Annotated in this window: 16 protein-coding genes; 1 reads left to right on the top strand and 15 read right to left on the bottom strand. The window is 36.7% G+C overall.

What is annotated here, in order from left to right; all coding sequences use genetic code 11:
• Positions 1-148: 148 nt before the first annotated feature.
• From clpB to NKG37_RS13360, 15 genes are all read right to left on the bottom strand, one after another.
• Entirely contained in the window at positions 149-2,743 is a 2,595-nt protein-coding gene (gene clpB / locus NKG37_RS13430) for an ATP-dependent chaperone ClpB (RefSeq protein WP_169188120.1), read from the bottom strand.
• A 688-nt stretch (positions 2,744-3,431) separates the two neighbouring features.
• A complete protein-coding gene (locus NKG37_RS13425; protein ID WP_016204629.1) occupies positions 3,432-3,611 on the bottom strand; it encodes a YjzC family protein in 180 nt (59 codons plus the stop codon).
• A 408-nt stretch (positions 3,612-4,019) separates the two neighbouring features.
• Positions 4,020-4,277: a hypothetical protein gene (locus NKG37_RS13420; protein WP_040343490.1), complete on the bottom strand. Its 258-nt coding sequence runs from the start codon at positions 4,275-4,277 to the stop codon at positions 4,020-4,022.
• 23 nt (positions 4,278-4,300) lie between these two features.
• The gene (locus NKG37_RS13415) at positions 4,301-5,248 is read right to left on the bottom strand and encodes an IS110 family RNA-guided transposase (RefSeq protein ID WP_040343487.1); all 948 of its coding nucleotides are present in this window, start codon (positions 5,246-5,248) and stop codon (positions 4,301-4,303) included.
• Between the two features lie 529 nt (positions 5,249-5,777).
• Positions 5,778-6,722, bottom strand: coding sequence for an ornithine carbamoyltransferase (argF, locus tag NKG37_RS13410; protein WP_040344143.1), 945 nt, complete (start codon positions 6,720-6,722; stop codon positions 5,778-5,780).
• Entirely contained in the window at positions 6,722-9,844 is a 3,123-nt protein-coding gene (locus NKG37_RS13405; protein ID WP_169188119.1) for a carbamoyl-phosphate synthase (glutamine-hydrolyzing) large subunit, read from the bottom strand. The genes argF and NKG37_RS13405 overlap by 1 nt, the downstream gene beginning before the upstream one ends.
• Complete coding sequence (locus tag NKG37_RS13400; protein WP_169188118.1) at positions 9,837-10,919, bottom strand: carbamoyl phosphate synthase small subunit; 1,083 nt, start codon at positions 10,917-10,919, stop codon at positions 9,837-9,839. The genes NKG37_RS13405 and NKG37_RS13400 overlap by 8 nt, the downstream gene beginning before the upstream one ends.
• Positions 10,920-10,998: 79 nt before the next feature.
• On the bottom strand, positions 10,999-12,156 hold the full coding sequence (locus NKG37_RS13395) for an acetylornithine transaminase (protein WP_016204625.1): 1,158 nt from the start codon (positions 12,154-12,156) through the stop codon (positions 10,999-11,001).
• A complete protein-coding gene (gene argB, locus NKG37_RS13390) occupies positions 12,153-12,926 on the bottom strand; it encodes an acetylglutamate kinase (RefSeq protein ID WP_254414790.1) in 774 nt (257 codons plus the stop codon). The genes NKG37_RS13395 and argB overlap by 4 nt, the downstream gene beginning before the upstream one ends.
• 11 nt (positions 12,927-12,937) lie before the next feature.
• Complete coding sequence (argJ, locus tag NKG37_RS13385) at positions 12,938-14,182, bottom strand: bifunctional ornithine acetyltransferase/N-acetylglutamate synthase (RefSeq protein ID WP_224427411.1); 1,245 nt, start codon at positions 14,180-14,182, stop codon at positions 12,938-12,940.
• Positions 14,183-14,194: 12 nt separating this feature from the next.
• Positions 14,195-15,229 (bottom strand): N-acetyl-gamma-glutamyl-phosphate reductase, encoded by a 1,035-nt coding sequence (argC, locus tag NKG37_RS13380; RefSeq protein ID WP_169188116.1) that lies wholly within the window; start codon positions 15,227-15,229, stop codon positions 14,195-14,197.
• Between the two features lie 650 nt (positions 15,230-15,879).
• Positions 15,880-16,596: a LutC/YkgG family protein gene (locus tag NKG37_RS13375; RefSeq protein WP_169188115.1), complete on the bottom strand. Its 717-nt coding sequence runs from the start codon at positions 16,594-16,596 to the stop codon at positions 15,880-15,882.
• Positions 16,593-18,023 (bottom strand): LutB/LldF family L-lactate oxidation iron-sulfur protein, encoded by a 1,431-nt coding sequence (locus NKG37_RS13370; RefSeq protein ID WP_169188114.1) that lies wholly within the window; start codon positions 18,021-18,023, stop codon positions 16,593-16,595. The genes NKG37_RS13375 and NKG37_RS13370 overlap by 4 nt, the downstream gene beginning before the upstream one ends.
• 17 nt (positions 18,024-18,040) lie before the next feature.
• Positions 18,041-18,760, bottom strand: coding sequence for a (Fe-S)-binding protein (locus NKG37_RS13365; protein ID WP_016204618.1), 720 nt, complete (start codon positions 18,758-18,760; stop codon positions 18,041-18,043).
• 225 nt (positions 18,761-18,985) lie between these two features.
• Positions 18,986-19,714 (bottom strand): FadR/GntR family transcriptional regulator, encoded by a 729-nt coding sequence (locus NKG37_RS13360; RefSeq protein WP_169188113.1) that lies wholly within the window; start codon positions 19,712-19,714, stop codon positions 18,986-18,988.
• A gap of 257 nt (positions 19,715-19,971) precedes the next feature.
• Between NKG37_RS13360 and NKG37_RS13355 the strand changes: the two genes are divergently transcribed.
• On the top strand, positions 19,972-21,660 hold the full coding sequence (locus NKG37_RS13355) for an L-lactate permease (RefSeq protein ID WP_169188112.1): 1,689 nt from the start codon (positions 19,972-19,974) through the stop codon (positions 21,658-21,660).
• Positions 21,661-21,669: the final 9 nt, after the last annotated feature.

The following is a 21,669-nucleotide window of genomic DNA, read 5'->3' as shown; positions in this document are numbered from 1 at the left end:
TTAAATAATATGCAAAAATAGTGGAAGAATTCCTCTATTTTGTATATATTACTTAATCACCTTTTTTCTTGTAAGTGATGATCTTAAATAAAAAAACCTGAATACTATATTGTCTAACTGTATTCAGGTCCTTATTAAGGTTAAGTTACTACATATGTCTTAAAATAATATGTGCATTTTCTTCATCAATTTGAACATGATCAATTTCTTTTATTTTACCAGCAATTATCTCTTTTGCTAGCAGTGTTTCTATTGTTTTCTGTAAAAACCTTCTAAGTGGTCTTGCGCCAAATTTTGGATCAAAGCCATTTCTTGCAACAAATTCTTTCGCTTTTTCTGTCATTTCTATGGTGATATGCTGATCAGTAAGCCGCGCTTGTAATTGAACAACAAGCTTTGAAACAATATCTTTAATATTTTCTAAAGATAAAGGTTTAAATAAGATCACTTCATCGATTCTATTTAAAAATTCTGGTCTAAAATGACCATTTAATTGATTCATGACTCCCTCTCTTATTTCTTCTGGTATTTCCTCTGCCTCTCCCGTTTCTAATAATAAATGGGAACCAATATTAGACGTCATGATTATAACTGTATTTTTAAAATCAACAGTTCGACCTCTTGAATCTGTAATTCTGCCATCATCAAGAACTTGAAGTAAAATATTGAATACTTCCGGATGAGCTTTCTCCACTTCATCTAATAGGACAACAGAATATGGTTTTCTTCTGATTGCCTCTGTCAATTGTCCTCCTTCTTCATATCCTATATATCCTGGAGGAGCGCCGATTAAACGAGACACAGCATGCTTTTCCATATACTCAGACATATCGATACGGATCATTTGCTCTTCACTATCAAAAAGCGTTGCTGCTAATGTTTTTGCAAGTTCTGTTTTTCCAACACCAGTAGGGCCTAGAAATAAAAAGGAGCCAATTGGTCTATTCGGATCTTTTATTCCCGCTCTTGCTCTTAGCACAGCATCACTAACTAACTGGACAGCCTCTGATTGGCCAACAACTCTTTCTTGAAGAATCGATTCTAGTCGTAATAGTTTTTCTCGTTCTTTTTCTACTAATTTGGATACAGGAATTCCTGTCCATCTAGCAACAATATTGGCAATTTCCTCTTCTGTCACTTCTTCACGAAGGAGACGATTCTCCTGTTCTTGCTTTGCCTTTTCTTCCATTTCTTTAATTTCTTTTTCTAATTTTGGGATACTTCCATGTCTTAACTCGGCTGCTTTATTCAAATCATAATTATTTTCTGCATCCTCTAGCTCTCTCTTTTTCCGTTCGAGTTGTTCTTTTTTCTCATGTATGGATTGCAAAGCATCCTTTTCCTGTTGCCATTTTGCTTTTAAGGCATTAGAACGTTCTCTTAAATTAGCTAGTTCCTTTGCAATAACAGCTAGTCTCTCTTTACTTTGTAAATCTTCTTCCCCATGTAAGGCAGCCTCTTCAATTTCTAGCTGCATAATTTTTCTGGTAAGTTCATCAATTTCAATAGGCATGGAGTCTATCTCTGTACGAATCATCGCACAAGCCTCATCTATTAAATCAATCGCTTTATCTGGCAAAAAGCGTTCTGTTATATACCGATCCGATAAAGTTGCTGCTGCAATAATCGAACGATCTTGAATATTCACGCCATGATGAATTTCAAATCTTTCTTTTAACCCTCTTAAGATTGCTATCGTATCTTCTACAGTCGGCTCCGAAACAAGCACCTGCTGAAAACGACGCTCAAGTGCTGGATCCTTTTCAATATACTGGCGATGCTCATCTAATGTTGTAGCACCAATACAATGGAGCTCTCCTCTTGCTAGCATGGGCTTAAGCATATTTCCTGCATCCATTGCACCGTCTGTTTTTCCTGCCCCAACAATTGTATGCAATTCATCAATAAACAAGATGATGCGTCCATTGCTATTTTTAACTTCTTGTAAAACCGCCTTTAAACGTTCTTCAAATTCCCCTCTAAATTTAGCTCCTGCCACCAATGCACCCATATCTAAAGAAAAAATAGTTTTATCCTTTAAGCCTTCTGGCACATCTTTTCGAACGATTCTTTGGGCTAAGCCTTCTACAATTGCTGTTTTACCTACTCCAGGTTCTCCAATTAATACTGGATTATTTTTAGTCTTTCTTGATAAGATTCGGATTACATTCCGGATTTCATTATCACGACCAATTACTGGGTCCAGTTTTCCCAATTTTACTTCTTCCACTAAGTCTCGACCATATTTACTAAGTACTTCATATGTCGCTTCGGGATTTTTGCTTGTCACCTTTTGTGTCCCCCTTATCTCTTTTACTGCTCTTTTCATTTCTGTTAATGGAATATCTTCTTTTAATATACTTCCTACCTTAGACTGTGCTACTTTATATGTTGCAAGAATGAGATGCTCTACGGATAAGTATTCATCTTCCCATTCAGCCATCTCTTCTTCTGCTCTCGTTAGAAGTTGCTGCAAACCAGCTGTTATATATACTGTTCCTTGTTGAGCACCACTTAACGAAACTTGTGGCTTTTTCTTCAATTCTTCTGTTAATTTATCAATAACCCTATTTGGATCTTTTTGTAGCTTATTTAAAATGGTAGTCAATAAATTATCCTGTTGATGAAGAATAGCCAAAAACAAATGAATATCATCTATTTCTTGATGACTTTCTTTTATTGCAAGGGATTGCGCTTCTGTTATTGCTAATTGGACTCTTTCTGTCATCTGCTCTACATTCATTTTACCAGACTCCTTTTTGACCTTTTTTGACCTTTGTTTTTATTATAGTATAATTTATCCATATGTAAAGAGGCTGGGACATAAGTATTCCAGCCAAGGATAATTCCGAACAATTATACGAAGATGCTAATGAATGTTCCGTATAATTGTTCGGGCTTTTATTTGTTTTTCAAAGGATGTTTCCATGAAGTTTGGTGCGATTCCCCGCAGCCGGAATACACTTCGCTTTCCATGGGGCTCGCGCTGAGCCGCGGTCTGCCTGTGGCCTGCAGGGTCTCAGACTGTCTCGCTAATCCCATAGGAGTCTTCGTGTATTCCGGCTGCTCTGTTTTTCCAACTAATTATATTTCCTCTTGTAAAAAGTGTGCGAAAGCAGCCGCTATTTACTAGCTATATTAGAAATTGTTCGTCTTTACAGAGTATCTATTTAGTTATGTCCCATCCTCATCTTTAAATAATTTTAATTAAAACCTGATAGTTAGTTGCACTTATCGGACCTTTTTCAACACCTTGCTTCCTCGATCTTCCAATGTGTTAACAAGATCTCCCGAGAGAAATGGGAGCCTCTTAGCTAAGCCTATTATATTAGATCTCCCACTTTCCTTTATCTCCTCTAGGAGTCAAAATGCTTGCAGCAAGAAACAACTCAAGAAAATTAAACTTCATTTTAAACCTTAAAAATACATTCTTAAGGTTTTCTTTGATACGACCATAATCTATTGTGATTGGACGTTTCTGGAAAGCGATCTCCGGCTTTCATTTTTAATTTTTGAGGATTATTTACGTTACTTCCGGTTTCACCAATTTCTATATATAAACCATTGTTTGGTGCCTTTTGCCCTGGACGAAACTGTCTATTTTGACCCAAAATAAACTCCTCCTTTATCCATTACCAAATCGAAAGCTAAGTAAACACGAAGCAAAAATCGTCTTACTTAACTGCTTATTAGTATTGCCTTTTTTTGATTGAACATTACGGAAAATAATGACTGGTAGAAGTAAATACTTTTTATTTATTAGAGCATGCTATAAAGAATACTTCCATGATTGGGTGTGCACTTATCAAACCTTTACAAATACCTAGCTTCCTCGCGGGTTGGGTTGGTTGGGTCTTACTGCCCTTTACATATCTGGATTGTATAATCGCTGGTTTGTAAAAAACAAAGGCTGTTTGTATGAAAACTCTTTAGGTAAAAGGCAACACTAAGCTGAACCTTCTAAATTTGAACTTTTTTAAAAGGCTAGGAATGATTAAATATAGTGCTTTTGTTATTCATTAAGCAATTTGTTCATTAGTGGGTTCAATACGATACCCTTTCCTTTTTAAGTATTGAATCATTTTTTGTTCTTTACTTTGTTCGAGATCAACATAATCAGGGCCTAGTTCCTGATATGGTTGCCTTGTTTTTAAAATATTGTAAGCAATTGTTAGGATTAAATGAGCGGAAGCGATCCGTGCTTTCGATTTTCCTTGTCGTTTCATAATTCTTTTTCTATGTGCAGATATGCGATTATACTGTCTATCTGTAGCCATGGAACATTCAACAGCGGTGGTTCTTAATGATTTGTTTCCGTACTGAGTTTTACCTGTTTTTTTTTACCGGCACTCTCATAATTTCCTGGACTCACTCCAGCCCATGAGGCTAGATGTTTAGAACTTTTAAATACTGACATGTCTACACCCATTTCAGCTATAAAGATTGCGGATGCATTTTTATCCACACCCGGTATGGTATCTAGTAGTTCGCACTCCTCTTGATAAGGAATAAGCGCTTGGTCTATGCGTTCAACTACTTTTTCGATTGTTTCATCGATGTGATTGATATGGTCCCAATGGAAACGTAACATATCAATATGATGTTTACGTATTCCACCGTTAAGGGCTTCTGCAATATCTGTTGTGCTCGCCTTAACTCTTGAATCAACCATTTGTTGAAGTTCAAACACACCTATTTTTTCGCCGTTTATTAGGGCTTCAATAATGCGACAACCAGTGACACCAAAAATGTCAGATAAAACAGAAGTTAGTTTAATATTTGCATCCTGTAGAATTTTGTGGATTCGATTGCGCTCAGAAGTTCGTGTATGGATGAGTTTTTTACGATACCGGGTTAAATCTCGCAAATCACGAATTTCTTTGGGCGGTACAAAATTTTTTTCAATTAGTCCAGAACGCAAAAGTTTAGCTAACCACTCCGCATCTTTTACGTCTGTTTTCCTTCCGGGAACATTTTTAACATGTTGGGCATTGGCGAGGATTAATTGGAAGTCACATTCTATAACATTCCAAACGGGCTTCCAATATACACCGGTACTTTCCATTACAGCATCCGTTATTTTGTGTGAGGATAGCCAGTCGCTAAGTGCCAAAAGGCCACTTGTGGTTGTTGGAAAGGTTTGAATCTCTTTATTTGGTTTTTTATCTAATGAACCAAATAAAACACAAGCAACTACTGTTTCTTGGTGTACATCTAGGCCTGCACACCGTTCAATCATAGCTTCCATATAATCACCTCAAAGATTTTAATACAATACAAGCGACAGAAGTCATCATACAAAATTTTTGTATTCGTGTTTATAAACACATTAGACGGTTCTTTTAAACTGTCACAACCAGTTTTTCTAACGGGGTATCAACTTGTATTGATCCACCAAACAGTCTTCGGACTGGTCGTATTGTACTATTAATTATGGTCAGGTGTTAAGTGGTTTAGACTTTCTATCATGGGATAGGAGCAAGTTTTCATGATAGACGGTGGCGGCGGGTAACGCCGCCATGAGAGTTTTTCTAAAGGATTGTTGTTTTTTCAATAGGAAAAAACAATTAGTTGGAAAAATGGAGCAGCCGGAATACACGTAGACTCCTGTTGGATTAGCGAGACGGTCTGAGACCCCGGAGGCGAAGCTGAGGAGCTCAACGAAGTGTATTCTGGCTGCGGGTAATCGCAACAAACTTTACGAAAACAGCCAAAACAAAAAAGTACTATTAACAATCACTTCCATTGTTAATAGTCCTGAGGGATTTATTTACTAATCATTTTAAAATCTCAACCAGTAATGCCTTTTGTGCATGCAATCTATTGCCTGCCTGCTGGAAGACATAGGAATGACCGCCATCGATAATTTCTGTTGTTACTTCTTCTTCACGATGTGCTGGTAAACAATGTAAAAATATATAATCAGCTTTTGCATGCTTTACTAATTCTGTATTAATTTGAAAGCCTTGAAAATCCTTTAAGCGCTGTTCATTTTCTTCTTCCTGACCCATGCTGGTCCAAACATCTGAATAAATTGCATCTGCCTGTTGAACAGCCTCTACAGGATTATTTGTTAAAATAATCTTACTTCCACTTGCTTTAGCAAAAGCAGATGCTAATTCTGCCACCTTTGCATCCACTTCGTAGTTTTTTGGTGTCGCTATGGAAATATCTATTCCTACTTTTGAGCATGCTATTAGCAAGGAATGAGCAACATTATTTCCATCTCCTATATATGCAAGCTTAAGACCTTGTAAAGTTCCTTTCACTTCTAATAAAGTAAGTAAGTCTGCTAATGCTTGACATGGATGGTATAAATCCGTTAGGCCGTTAATAATCGGTATTGTTGCATGTTCTGCTAATTCTTCCACAATGTTGTGAGAAAATGTACGAATCATTATCGCATCTACATATTGGGACAGAACTTTTGCAGTATCAGAAATTGTCTCCCCTCTGCCAATTTGAAGATCACGACTATTTAAATACAGTGCATGACCACCCAACTGTAGCATTCCTGCTTCAAAGGACACTCTTGTTCTCGTAGATGATTTCTCAAAAATCATTCCCAATGTTTTCCCTTTTAAAGGAGTAATGATGTCCCCCTTTAAGTGTGCTTCCTTCATCGTTTTTGCCTTATTGATTAATTCAAGAATCGTTTCCTTTGAATAATCTGCTAATGTTAGTAAATCTTTTCCCTTTAAATTTAGGTCTGATGCAATCATCATACAGTACTCACTCCTTTTCTTATATGTTCATGCCATTCCTGAATCGAATGAACGGTTAATTCCTTCCCTTTAAAGGATGAAATAAATGCCTCTAAACTTTCTTTTTGTGTAAAAGTAATAATTCGATTTCTAGTTGCTAATTCACGAGATTGTTTATCTTCTTGTAAATTTGTTGGATTGTAAAAGGCAATCGTTCCCTTATCTGCTAATAACGATTCAACTGTCTTATTATCAGCCATTTCAACTGATAAATGGACTAGTTCAGCCTTTTTACAAATATCCACTACATCTTCTGTCGTTTTAACGACAATTTTCATCTCCTGTTTTGACACTTTCTTTAAAGTTGGATGAAATACTTTTTTCAAGGCTTCTTCCACCGTATCTGCCAGCGCAATTCCCTCTCCAGTTGAACGCATTTCTGGCCCCAATTTAGAATCTAAGCCCTTTAAAGCATAATTTGAATAAACAGGATATTTAATACAAGTGAATGCTATTTCGTCAGTAAATACTTTTTCTTCTTCTGTGAACGTATATTTCCCAAGCAATATTTTTGTCGCAATTTGCACTAATGATACCCCAGTCACCTTACTTACAATCGGTACAGTTCGACTAGCACGAGGGTTTACTTCCAGTACATAAACATCTTCCTTATTTATGATATATTGGATGTTCATTAATCCTTTATAGCCTGTATGCCGCACAATTTTTTGAGCGTACTCTATCATCTTTGCTTTTACATTTAATGATAAGTTTTTAGCAGGTAATAAAGATAAACTGTCCCCTGAGTGTACTCCTGTTTTCTCGATATGCTCCATAATAGTAGGAACACAAATATCCATTCCATCTGCAGCTAAATCCAATTCCGCTTCAGAAGCTTCCATAAACTGATCGACGAGCACTGGATATGGTACATCTGTTTGCAAGTAGAATTGTAAAGCTTCTTCATCGTTTATGCGTTCCATTCCTTTACCGCCAATAACATAGGATGGACGTATTAGAACCGGATAGCCTAGTTTCTTTACTGATTCAACGATCTGCTGCTCATTTTCTGCGATATCTCCTTGGATATGAGGAATATCTTCTTCCTCCAATAGCTTATAAAATAAATCTCTATCTTCTAAAACATCAATCGTCTTGCTATTTGTTCCAAGAATATGAACTCCATAGGCTTCTAGCTCTTTTGCGACGTTAAGGGCGGTTTGACCACCTAATTGGACAATTACGTCCTCTATACCTTCCGATTCAATGACATTCATAATATCTTCTACTGTTAATGGTTCAAAATATAAACGATCTGCTGTTGCAAAATCCGTACTAACAGTCTCTGGATTATTATTAATAATGATGGTTTCAATTCCTTCTTCTTTTAATGCAAAAACGCCATGAACCGAGCAATAATCAAACTCTATTCCTTGCCCAATTCTAATTGGTCCACTACCAATAACAAGTACTTTTCGTTTATTGCTTTTATTTTGCTCATTTTCTCCATAGAAACTGGAATAATAGTAATTAGTTTTTGCTTCAAATTCGGCTGCACAAGTATCAACCATTTTGTAAATCGGAAGCACTTCTAATTGTTTTCGCTTTTCACGAACATCCTTTTCTGAGCTATTCCAGGCACTAGCTAAGAAGGCATCACTAAATCCTTTTTCTTTCCATTTCAGTAGATTTTCTTTCGTCACTGTTTGAAGTGAACAATCGATTATTTCTATTTCCATACCTATTAGTCTTTTAAAACTATTCAGGAAGAATAAATCAATTTTTGTTAAATCATGGATTTTTGCAACAGTCTCTTCTTTTCTAATTAATTCTAATATTACAAAGAATCTTTCATCCGTTTGTTCAAGCATTTTTTCATATAACGCTTCAACTGTCATATCCTTTAACCCTGGGAGTGTTAAATCACTTCCTTTTATCTCAAGAGAACGAATTGCTTTTAATAAAGCCCGCTCCATATTGCGATCTATCCCCATGACTTCTCCTGTTGCCTTCATTTGCGTGCCGAGTTTTCTTGAGACAGCTGGAAACTTATCAAATGGCCACTTCGGAATTTTTACTACGACATAATCTAATGCAGGTTCAAAGCTTGCAAATGTATCTCCAGTTACCGGATTTATCAATTCATTGAGATTATAACCCACTGCTAATTTGGCCGCCATTCTCGCAATTGGATAGCCAGTTGCCTTTGATGCTAGAGCAGAAGATCTACTTACTCGTGGATTTACTTCAATTAAATAATATTTCTTACTGTTCGGATCTAATGCAAATTGGATATTGCATCCGCCAATTATTCCTAAAGCAGAAATGATTTTAATAGAAGCAGAACGCAGCATCTGATATTCTACATCTGTCAATGTTTGCGATGGAGCAATAACAATGCTGTCTCCAGTATGAATTCCGACTGGATCGATGTTTTCCATATTGCAAATGGTAATACATGTATTCATACTGTCACGCATTACCTCATATTCTACTTCCTTAAAGCCAGCAATACTTCTTTCCACTAGGCATTGACCAATTGCACTCTCTTTCAAGCCGCCAGATACAAGACTAATGAAATCTTCCATGTCCCCAGCAATACCGCCACCAGTTCCGCCTAAGGTATATGCAGGTCTCACAATGATAGGAAAACCAATTTCATTTGCGAAGTCTACAGCTTCTTCGACTTCATGCACAACTTTGCTTTCTGGTACAGGTTCATTTAATTGATACATTAATTCTCTAAATGCTTCTCTATCTTCTCCCTTTTTGATAGATTCAATAGAGCTTCCTAGCAATTTCACTTGATACTTTTCTAAAATGCCTTGTTCACTCAATTGAAATGCTAGATTTAATCCCGTTTGCCCCCCTAAAGTAGCAAGAATTCCATCTGGTTTTTCTTTTTGAATAATCATTTCGAGAACATCTACTGTTAACGGTTCAAAATAGATTGAATCAGCAAAGGTTTCATCTGTCATAATCGTAGCTGGATTATTATTAACAAGAATGACTTTATATCCTTCTTCTTTCAAAGCCATGCATGCTTGTGTGCCAGCATAATCAAATTCTGCTGCCTGACCAATCACAATTGGTCCAGATCCTATTACAAGTATGGTTTTTATCGTCGTGTCTTTAGGCATATGCAAAAACTCTCCCATTATTTGCTTTAACATTTTCTATAAATTCATCAAATATATAACACCCTTCTGAAGGGCCTGGATTTGCTTCTGGATGGAACTGTACAGTTTGTAATGGATAAATGCTGTGAGATAGTCCCTCAACCGAACCATCGTGAAGATTATAAAATCTCGCTTCACAGCCAGTAGTAAGCAAGCTTTCTTCTTTCACTACGTAACTATGATTCTGCGAGGACATAATCACCTTCTTTTTTTTGCGATCCATCACAGGATGATTCGCTCCTCGATGTCCGAATGATAGTTTCGTAGTTTCTGCTCCTAGAGCTAATGCAGCAAGTTGATGTCCTAAACAAATACCAAGAGTTGGATAATGCTTAATCAACCCTTTAATCGTTGGTAGAATGCTTATTAATTCCTTTGGATCCCCAGGCCCATTTGATAAAAGAATGCCATCAGGCTGCAGTGATTTAATACGTGTAAATTCTGTATCATATGGAACGACTGTTACTTTACAATCACGCTCTAATAATGCTGTTAACATACTTTCCTTTTTGCCAAAATCAACAAGGACTATATGATATTTCCCCTGTCCATACGTCTGAAATTTCATTTCTGAAACTTTCGCTACTTTGACATCTTCCTTTAAAGAGAATGTATGGACTGAAATTTCTTTTTCTTCCGTTATAACGGCCGGCATGGAACCTGATTGTCTAATATTTTTTACAATGGAGCGAGTATCTACATGGCCTAACATCGGGATATTCCATTTATTCAAATAATCTTGTAATGAATATTCAGCTTGATAATGATATGCGTCACTATTCGCTTCATAAACAATAACACCAGCTACGTGAGGCTTTTTACTCTCAAAATCTTCCTTATTAATGCCATAGTTTCCGATTAACGGGTACGTAAAGACAATAATTTGATCTTTATAAGATGGGTCTGTTAGTACTTCCTGATACCCAGTCATTCCAGTAAAAAATACGATTTCTCCCTTTATTTCTCTGACAACGCCATTTGTAACAAAATCACCTTTATATTTCACACCATTGTTTAAGTGAAGATAACCTTCCATATTGAATACACCTCTATAATGAATGTATAGTTACTCTTTATTTCTTATAATTATACACAAACATGCAAAAAAATACATATCAGATCGTTAATTTTGCATGAATATTTAAATTTTTCTCTAAAATGGCTATTGCTCTTTCTATATCTTCCTTTGGGGTATTAAGACTTGGTAATAGTCGTATAACCTTTTCTCCAGCATTTAAAACGATTAATCCTTCTTTTCTCAATTCTTCTAAAATGGAAACTACAGGCATATCTAATTCAATTCCGATCATTAGTCCTAATCCTCGAATATCCTTTACTAGTTGATTTCCAGACAGTTTTTGCTTTAGAAGACTAAAAATCCATTCGCTTTTCGTTTGTACCTCTTCTAAGAAAGTGGGTTGAAAGATTATTTCCATTGTTTTAGTAGCTGCTGCCATGGCTATTGGATTTCCTCCAAATGTTGTTCCATGACTGCCGGGACCAAAAAATTCCTTTAATCTCCCGTCTGCAACGATAGCACCTGTTGGGATTCCGTTTGCCATTCCTTTTGCCACACTGATAATATCTGGTTTAATTCCAAAGTGCTGAAAGGCAAATGCTTTTCCTGTTCTACCAATTCCCGTTTGAATTTCATCAATTAACAATAAAGCACCCTTTTCTTTACAAAGCACTTCTACTCCTTGAAGAAACTCTTTTGAAGCAACATATATACCGCCTTCTCCTTGAACTACCTCGAGCATTACCGCAGCTACCTCTTCTGTTAATTGTTGTTCTAATGCTTGTAAATCATTAAATGGAACATACTCAAATTTATCCAGCATCGGACCGTACCCTTGCTTAATTTTATCCTGACCTGTTGCTGACATTGTCGCAAATGTTCTACCATGAAAGGATTGGTGGAATGTAAGGATTTTCGTTTTTCCTGTTGCCTTGCGCGCAAGCTTAATTGCTGCCTCGTTTGCCTCAGCACCACTATTTGCAAAGAAAACAAGATCTAATCCAGATGCATTTGTCAATATTTCCGCTGTCTTTTCTTGCAGATCTATTGGAAAAAGATTCGAAATGTGCCAAAATTTATTTAATTGTTGTTCAACAGACTCTTTTACTTCTGGGTGACAATGACCTAAATTACATACTCCTATTCCTGAAGTAAAATCTAAATACACACCACCATCTTTACAGTATAAGTAGCTGCCTTTTGCTGATTCTGGCTCCAGCTCCCATTTTGAATAGGTGGGGAATAAATGACTCATTCTACAATCCCTTCTTTCACAACGATTCTTGTTCCAAGTAATTCTTGACCATCAAAAAACTGTTTTTTCCCTGATACAATCATTACACTATTTAGTCCACTTTCTAGTGCAGCTATGGCAGAGGTAACCTTTGGGATCATTCCCCCACTGATCTGCCCGACTTCGATAAAATGATTAATTTCCTCTTGCTCCATTACTGATTGAAACTCGCCATTTATTAAAATCCCTGCTACATCTGTTACAAAGAGGCATTGTTCTGCGTGTAAATACTTAGCAACTGCTGAGGCTACATAATCTGCATTTATATTTAATTTTCTACCGTCCTCTGTAATTCCTAATGGAGTTATTACTGGGATTAAATTCTTCTCTAATAAAGAAGAAATTAACCTTATATTAACTTCAGAAACCGCACCTACCAGTCCAAGCTTTTCTTCATCAATCAGAGAAGCACTAATACAATTATCATCTGTCCCATTAAGTCCAATCCCGCTTAAGCCATGCTCCCTTAATAACTGAACAAGCTTACGATTGGTTTTGCCTGAAAGGACCATTTCAACTATTTCCAACGCCTCTTTCGTCGTTTTACGAAGTCCATTATGAAAGGTCGCTTTCACTTGAAAATGATCAAGCATTTCATTAATGTCAGGACCACCTCCATGTATGAAAACAAGTTGATAGCCATTATTCTTTAACATTTTCAAACTAGTAAAAAATTCTGGTGTAAGCTGATCAATTACACTGCCACCACATTTTATAACAATGGTTTTCATCCATTATCACCTCAAGTTCTGTAGCTTGCGTTTATCTTTACATAGTCATAAGATAAATCGCAGCCCCACGCTTTTCCTTCTCCTTTTCCATTATGCAAATCAACAAAAATCTGAATAAAATCCTGATTTAAATAATTGATTGCAACTTGTTCTGAAAAGGATTGTGGTTCACTTTCCTTAAGCATCACGATATTTCCAATTGCAATATCAACACTAGCAGGGTTAACTGCTGTATTTGTTTGACCAATAGCTGTAATAATTCTTCCCCAGTTTGCATCTGATCCATAAATTGCTGTTTTCACTAAATTGGAACCAACAATTTGCTTGGCAATAGCACGTGCTTCCTCATCATCTTTACTACCTGAAACTTTTACTTCTATTAGCTTTGTAGCTCCTTCTCCATCTTTTGCAATTTGCTTGGCAAGACTCTCACAAGTAGCAGAAAGTAACTCTAAAAAGATCGGATAATCAGGATGCTCTTCTGTAAGAGCTTCGTTTTTCGCCATTCCATTTGCCATGACTAACACTGTATCATTTGTAGAAGTATCTCCATCTACTGTAATTTGATTAAAGGTAGTAGGAATAACTTTACTTAAAGAGTCTTGAAGAATTTCCGACGAGATATTTACATCTGTCGTTATAAATCCAAGCATCGTTGCCATATTAGGATGAATCATTCCAGAACCTTTTGCCGTTCCTCCCATCGTTACGGTTACTCCAGCAATACTAGCGGAATAGCAGCATTTTTTCATAACTGTGTCAGTAGTCAAAATTGCCTCTTGAAATGCTTCAGCATGTTCCAGGGTAGAATCAAAGATAAATTGGTTAATTCCTTTTTCGATTTTATCCATTTGCAGGTATTCGCCAATGACACCAGTTGAAGATACAGCAACATATTCTTCCTTTATGTGAAGATGGTTTGCCATTATCTTTCTCATTTGATATGCATCATTTAAGCCTTGTTCTCCTGTACATGCATTTGCACAGGCACTGTTTACTACCACTGCCTGAATTTGTTTTTCCTTTGCTATCGATTCTTGCGTTACTTTTAACGGTGCAGCTTGAAAGTGACTTGTCGTATACACAGCGGCGCAATTTGCGGGAACTTCACTCACAATTGCACCAATATCTTTCTTGTTATATCGAAGTCCGGCATGTACTCCTGCAGCTCGAAAGCCAATTGGAGTAACGATACTTCCTTGTTTGATTTCTTCAATATGAGATGAATGCTGATGAATATTGTTAATAACCTGCACGTAGGCTCCTCCTTAAGGGTAAAGCGGAAGAAACTGTAATCCCATCGTTTCTTCATAGCCGTTCATGATATTTGCGTTTTGAATGGCCTGACCCGCAGCCCCTTTCACTAAATTATCAATAACAGATACGATCGTTAATCTTCCTGTACGTTCATCCACATTTATTCCGATATCACAAAAATTAGAGCCAGTTACTTCTTTTATCGAAGGATAGGTATGAAGTGGTCGAACGCGTACAAAAGGACTGTTCTTATACATTTCCATATATAAATCATGAATATGTTCACTTGTTATACTTTTATTTAATGTAGCGTATATAGTTGCCATTATCCCTCTGCTTGTCGGCAATAGATGAGTCGAAAAAGTAATAGCCTTCATCTCAGCATTCCAATCAACTAATTGTTGCTCTATTTCTGGAATATGCTGATGTTCATTCACTTTATAAATTTTAAAATTTCCACTCATCTCAGCGAACATATTAGCCCTTGAGGGACTCCTTCCCGCTCCAGAAATGCCAGATTTAGCATCAATAATAATACTATTTGGTATAATCAGATTTTCTTTCACTACTGGTGCTAATCCTAAGAGCGTTGCAGTGGGGTAACACCCTGGGTTTGAAATTTTCTTGCTAGAAGCTATGTTTTCCTTATTCCATTCGGAAAGCCCATAGGCAAAGCTCTTAACAACCTCAGCCGATACAGGTTCTTTTTTATACCATTTTTGATAATCTTCTGTATTCCTTAAGCGCAAATCCCCAGATAAATCGACCAGTTGTATCTCTTTATCTATGAATTCTTGCACCAACTTTCCGGAAACACCTGTTGGAGTAGCAAAAAAGACAATATCGCATTCCTTTGCTATTTTTTCTGGATTTATTTGTTCAAGTTTATTTTCTATAATATTAATCAGGTGCGGATATTCATTCCATACTGGGACTTCTTCTCTTGTTGTATGTACAGACTTGATTGTAAACAATGGATGACTATGCAAAATTCTAATTAATTCCACTCCTCCATAGCCAGTTGTACCAATAATAGCTGCCTTCATAACTTCCTCCTTTCGATAAAATTAATGTATATTTAATCATTTTTATTTATATTTATTAATCTAAGATTCTCTTATTATAAAAACTACTGGATATAAAATCAACACTTTTTCATAAAAGTAGTAGTTTTCTTATTATTCAGATAATTAATTAGATATAGTGATGTTAAAAAAAATCCTAGTTGAGTTAAAAATTAAGGTATAACGTTCAAAGCCGATACAAATTAGAGCAAAGATTATAATCGAAAATAGCATAACTAATCCAAGTTTGAAAGATTGTTTGTTTTAATAAAAAAATTCTATTGAAAAAACTAAACAACAAACTTGAGGAAAACAAACCAATTAAAATTAATCTAGCACTATCTCCATAAAATGAAACTTCCATCAGTGGGGGTTCCTTCCTCCCCACTGATGGTTAGTTGAACCAATCGGACCTTTACGGACAGTTAATCTCCCACCTAGATTCCTCGTATTCTCCTAAGCTTGAGAGAGGAGGCTTAAGCTTAGCCCCACGGAAAGCCAAGTGTATTCCGGCTGCGGGTAATCGCAACATACTTTACGAAAACAGCCATAAAGAAAAAGAATTTCATTTAACAACATCATCATATGAGGCATTTATCTAGTGGTGTCAGAAATTTCCACATAAAGCTTATCTATAAATCTTCCACTACTAGATAGGCAGCTTTCACTGGACCATGGACACCGACGACTAGATCCATTTCAATATCCGCAGAGTTGCTTGGTCCTGTAATATAGTTAATGCATGACGGGAGTACTTCTCCCTTTTGAACTTTTTCTCGTAAGATTTTTGCTGCTTGAGTCATTCTTGGCACAATCGTACTTTTTGGGACAATTACGATACTATGAATAGGTAAAAAACTGACTGTTCTCCCTCGATCCTTTCCACTATAAAAAACAACAGTGCCTGATTCCGCTAACGTAATTTCGCTTATGGTAATGCCTATATTTGCTTGTTCTGCTTTTACAATATTTTCTTTTCCTAAAGAAGCGTCCCATTCAAAAACATCGATATTTTCTTCAAGCAGTTTCTCTTTAAATAAAGCGTGGAGTCCATACTGCTCATACCGCGCATCCTTCCAAGTAACAATCTTTCCTCCACCATATTCTTTTATTAAATTATACAGTGTGTGTGTTAGTTCCTTTTGGGAAGTAATAACTAAGTCTGTATGAATAAGCGTACATTGCGATTTTAAGACCTCAACTAACTCATCCTTTGTTGCCTCCTTCAGCACTTCTTCTTGTGGATGATAATTCCATTGCGGCTGTTCTAGCTTGGTTTTCCTTTGTCTACCTAATCTCGATGCAATTGTTTCGAGAAAAGCGTCTCTGTTCTGGATAGTCCCTGTCATTCTTTCCCCTCCTCCTTGTCTCGATTCTTGAACCAATCGCGAAATCTCTCTTTATTTGGTGCTGGAAGATCACGGATATCTGTCCATTCTTTTAACATTCCGACACCCTTCGTAATTTTATCTCCTTTTACTAATGGTTTCGTCACGGCTGGGGCGATTTTAGAACCAATATTGTATAGCTTGGGTGAAGAAGCACCGATACCAAAAGCTTTAAATATCATCTTTTCAGAAATTGGCGCTTTTCCTTCCTTTTCCACAATTACTTGTCTATGCTTATGCAGCAGTTCATGAAGCGGAATTTTTACCGGACACGCATCTGTGCAAGCCGCACAAAGAGTGGACGCATATGGGAGCTCTTTATATTCTTCATACCCACCTAACAATGGTGAGAGAACAGCTCCAATTGGTCCTGAGTAAATAGAACCGTATGAATGTCCTCCAACATGTCTATATACAGGACAAACATTTACACAAGCTGCGCAGCGGATACATTGTAGTACGGATTGAAATTCTCCACCTAGAATATCTGAACGACCGTTATCCACAATAACTAAATGAAAATCTTCTGGTCCATCTACATCCTCAGCCTCTTTAGGACCAGTTAACGTTGTCACATAACTAGTTAATTTTTGGCCTACGGCACTTCTTGTTAACATGCCAACCAATACTTCCATTTCGGAAAAAGTAGGGACAATGCGTTCCATCCCCATCACAACTATTTGTGTTTTGGGAAGTGCTGCAACTAAATCAGCATTTCCTTCATTTGTTACAAGTGTAATCGATCCTGTTTCTGCAACAGCGAAATTGCATCCTGTAATGCCCATATCCGCAGTTAGATATTCATTTCGAAGTACTTGTCTTGCATGCCATGCTAATTCTTCTGGCTTTTCTGTATTGGTATAGTTTAATTTTTTTGAAAAAACATCACGGATTTGTTCTTTATTTTTATGCAAAGCTGGAACAACTATATGGGATGGAGGATCATGATCATCTACCTGCAAAATATATTCTCCTAAATCCGTTTCAATTACCTCACACCCAGCTTCCTCTAACTTTTTGTTTAAGGAAATTTCTTCTGTTACCATCGACTTTGCTTTTACCACTTTTTTCACTTTTTTTTCTAACGCTACTTGCTCAATATAATGACTTGCCTCTTCTGCTGTTTTGGCGAAAAAAACATTCCCACCACGCTTTGCCACTTGTTCACTCAGTTCGAATAAATAGTAATCAAGATTTTCTAAAACATGCTGGCGGATTTCTTCTCCATGGGACCGCCATTCCTCCCAATTTCCCATCGCCTCGGTCACATTATTTTTTCTTGCTTGAATTGTTTGCTGCGCTTTTGATACAGCACCACGCATAAATACGTTTTCTAGTTCTGTTGACACTCTATCCTTAAATTTTTGAGAACTTGTTTTCATCGACATAGCTTTTCATCCCCCTGTTATGCTCGACTATTTAATACTTCTGCTATATGTAAAGCCTTAATTGATTTGCCCTTTCGACCCATTCTTCCCCCGATATTCATTAAGCAGCCTGCATCTGCACTAACTACATATTCAGCATTTGTGGATTCTACACATGCAACTTTTTCATCTACCATCTGCTCGGAAATTTGCCCCATTTTCACAGAAAAAGTCCCCCCAAAGCCGCAACAATTCTCCTTTAATGGTAATTCGGTATATTCTACCCCTTTCACGTTTTTTAATAGCTTAATAGGAGCGTCTTTCACTCCTAGTAATCTCGTCATATGACAAGATGTATGGTAGGTAACTTTCCCATGGAACGTTGCTCCTACATCTTCAACTTTTAAGACATCTACAATAAACTGTGTTAATTCGAACGTTTTAGAGGCAAGTTCTTTTGCAATTGGCTCCCATACCGGATCCCCTTTAAAAATATGCTGGTATTCATGAAACATATAGGCACAGGAACCAGAAGGACAAACAATATATTCAGCATCTTTAAAGGATTTCATCATTGTTTTCATTACTTCCTTCGTTTCCGTTACATAGCCACTATTATAGGATGGCTGTCCGCAGCAGATTTGTGTCGTTGGAAAATCGATTTCGCATCCTAATCTTTCTAATAATTCTACCGTTGCTCTTCCCACATCACTTTGAAACATATCAACAAGACAGGTAGCAAATAATGTCACTTTCATTCTGAAAATCCCCCTCTAAGATTAAACTGTACATCCTAATAATCATCAGATGATATGAACAGGTCATCTGATGACCTTATTATTAAAAGCACCCTACATACATTTATAGAGTGTTTTTTACTATTATTGGAAAAATAATAATTAAAGCGTTTTCATTAATATAGAGTTAATTTTTCAATTTGCAAGAAGAAAAAATTTTAAAACATTTACATTTAAAACTGAATGTTAAGCTTTATGCTCTTTCTCAGCAAAATATTCTTTAAGCACCGCTTCAACCTTTTGTAGATGATAAAGCATTGCCTCGCTTGCTTCAGCCTCATTATTCTCCACAATAGCCTCATAAATGGTTAGATGCTCCTCATACAGGCGTTCTGTCGTTGTTTTTTTAGAAAATAACCATAACCGCCTCGTTTCTTTCATTGCTTCTTGCATGATATCAGAAACGTTAAGTAATAAGTTTACAAGCAAAGGATTTTGTGAAGCTGCTGCAACTGCTAAATGAAAGTTCAAATCCGATTTTTCTCCTAATTCTTCTATTCCATTTGCCTGTTTCATTTCTTCTAACGCTTGTTTCATTTTTTCTAAATCTTCGGTTGTGCGGTTTTTTGCTGCAGCAGCAGCTGCGCCTACCTCCATAATTCTTCTTACTTCAAGGAGATGATTTAGGTCTTCTTTCTCCATCAAAATCGCAGAAGGAAAAGAAAACATAATTTGATCAGCTTCAAACTCTTTTACATAGGTCCCTTCTCCTTGCCTCATTTCAATCAAACCTTTTGCTTTCAAAGAAGAAAGCGCTTCCCTTACAGCAGAACGACTTACGTGGAAATTTTCTGCAAGCTGCTGTACAGATGCCAATTTTTCACCAGGTCTTAAACCTCCTGAGCGAATTCCTTCATGCAAGGCTTCTGCTATTTCTTCATAAATTTTTTTGGGTCGAATCTGCTTAAATTCCATTATTCTACCTCCAAAGCGTCCATCCCTTTTATTGTTATTATACTGCTAAAAGTCGCAATGTACATAAAAAAAGTCATAAAATTGTCAATTTTATGTTGTTTTTTGGAAAACATCATTTTATAATAGGTTCATCAAGTCATCAGATGACCTAATTTTTGGAAGATTGAAATGATAGCGGTTTCTTCATCTGATCATTGTCTAATAATCAATAATTCAACATGAAATGGAAAAAGAAATATAATAAGGGAGATGAATTTATGACGTTTACTCAAAATTTTACCGCTGTTGGCGACAATTTGGCATTATCTGCTATAGTAGCAGTAATTCCAATTTTGTACTTTTTTTGGGCGCTTGCCATTAAACGGATGAGAGGACATGTAGCCGGAATTACTACCTTGCTGCTCGCTTTACTTCTTTCTGTAATCGCTTTCAATATGCCTGTTGGAATGAGTATGATGTCTGCTAGCCAAGGCATCGTTTATGGACTATTACCTATTGGCTGGATTATCGTTACATCCGTGCTTTTGTATAAATTAACCGTTAAAAGCGGACAATTTACCATTATACGCAATTTTATTTTGTCCATTACAGAAGATCGCAGACTTCAAGCATTACTTGTAGCTTTCTCATTTGGAGCATTTTTAGAAGGAGCTGCTGGCTTCGGGGCACCTGTTGCTATTTCTGCTGCCCTTTTAGTCGGGTTAGGTTTTAATCCATTATATGCTGCCGGTATCTGTTTATTGGCTAATACGGCACCTGTTGCATTTGGGGCAATCGGTATCCCAATCACCGCTGTAGAGGGGCCTACTGGCATTCCGGCGTTAGAAATTTCTAAAATGGTTGGGCGTCAACTGCCATTTATTTCAGTTTTTATTCCATTTTATCTAGTTATTATTATGGCTGGCTTTAAACGAGTATGGGAAGTGCTTCCTGCTATTTTAGTATCAGGTATTTCCTTTGCATTCACACAATATTTATCATCTAATTTCCTAGGACCTGAATTGCCTGATATTTTATCTGCCTTAGTTTCTTTATTTGCATTAGTTATTTTCTTAAAATTCTGGAAACCGAAAAAGATTTTTCTCTTTAAAGGGGACGCGGAAACTGCAGCAGCATCAGCAGAACAAGAGAAAACTCCAGAATCTACATACACAGCTGGTGAAATCTTTCATGCTTGGTCTCCTTTTTTAGTATTAACTGCCTTCATCTCCCTTTGGGGAATTCCTACTGTGAAGTTAGCATTATCAGGTTATTATGAAGGAACAAACATTATTTTGAAGGGTCTTAATAAATTAGGAGAACTTTTGACCTTTATGCCTGAAGTACCACTACTTCACAATAAAATTATTAATGGTGCTAGTGAAGAAGTTGCAGCCATTTATAAAATAGAAATGTTAGGTGCTGCTGGAACTGCAATATTATTTGCTTGTATTGTTACAAAATATATTGCCCGACTTTCCTGGAGAGAAGTGTATGAGACATCAAAGGAAACACTTCAAGAGTTAAAATTTCCAATCTTAACAATTTCGTCTGTAGTTGGTTTTGCCTATGTAACAAATGCATCTGGTATGTCCACAACGCTTGGAATGACATTAGCTAAAACGGGAGCATTATTTCCATTCTTCTCTCCAGTCCTTGGATGGCTTGGCGTATTTATTACTGGTTCTGATACATCGGCCAATTTACTATTTGGAAATCTACAAAAAATCACTGCTATATCTGTTGGCATGGACCCTGTGCTTGCTATTTCAGCTAATTCAAGTGGAGGAGTTACAGGGAAAATGATTTCTCCACAATCTATCGCTGTCGCATGTGCTGCGGTTGGTTTGGCTGGCAAAGAATCTGAACTACTTCGCTTCACCTTAAAACATAGTATATTCCTTTTGCTACTTGTATGTATTATTACCTTCCTGCAAAACAATGTGTTATCCTGGATGATTCCTTAAAATTCATCG

It is taken from the genome of Niallia sp. RD1 (assembly GCF_024219955.1).
GTDB classification, from domain to species: Bacteria; Bacillota; Bacilli; order Bacillales; family Cytobacillaceae; genus Niallia; species Niallia alba.
The sequence above is the reverse complement of the archived record's forward strand: the minus strand, read 5'-3'. Positions and strand labels throughout refer to the sequence as shown.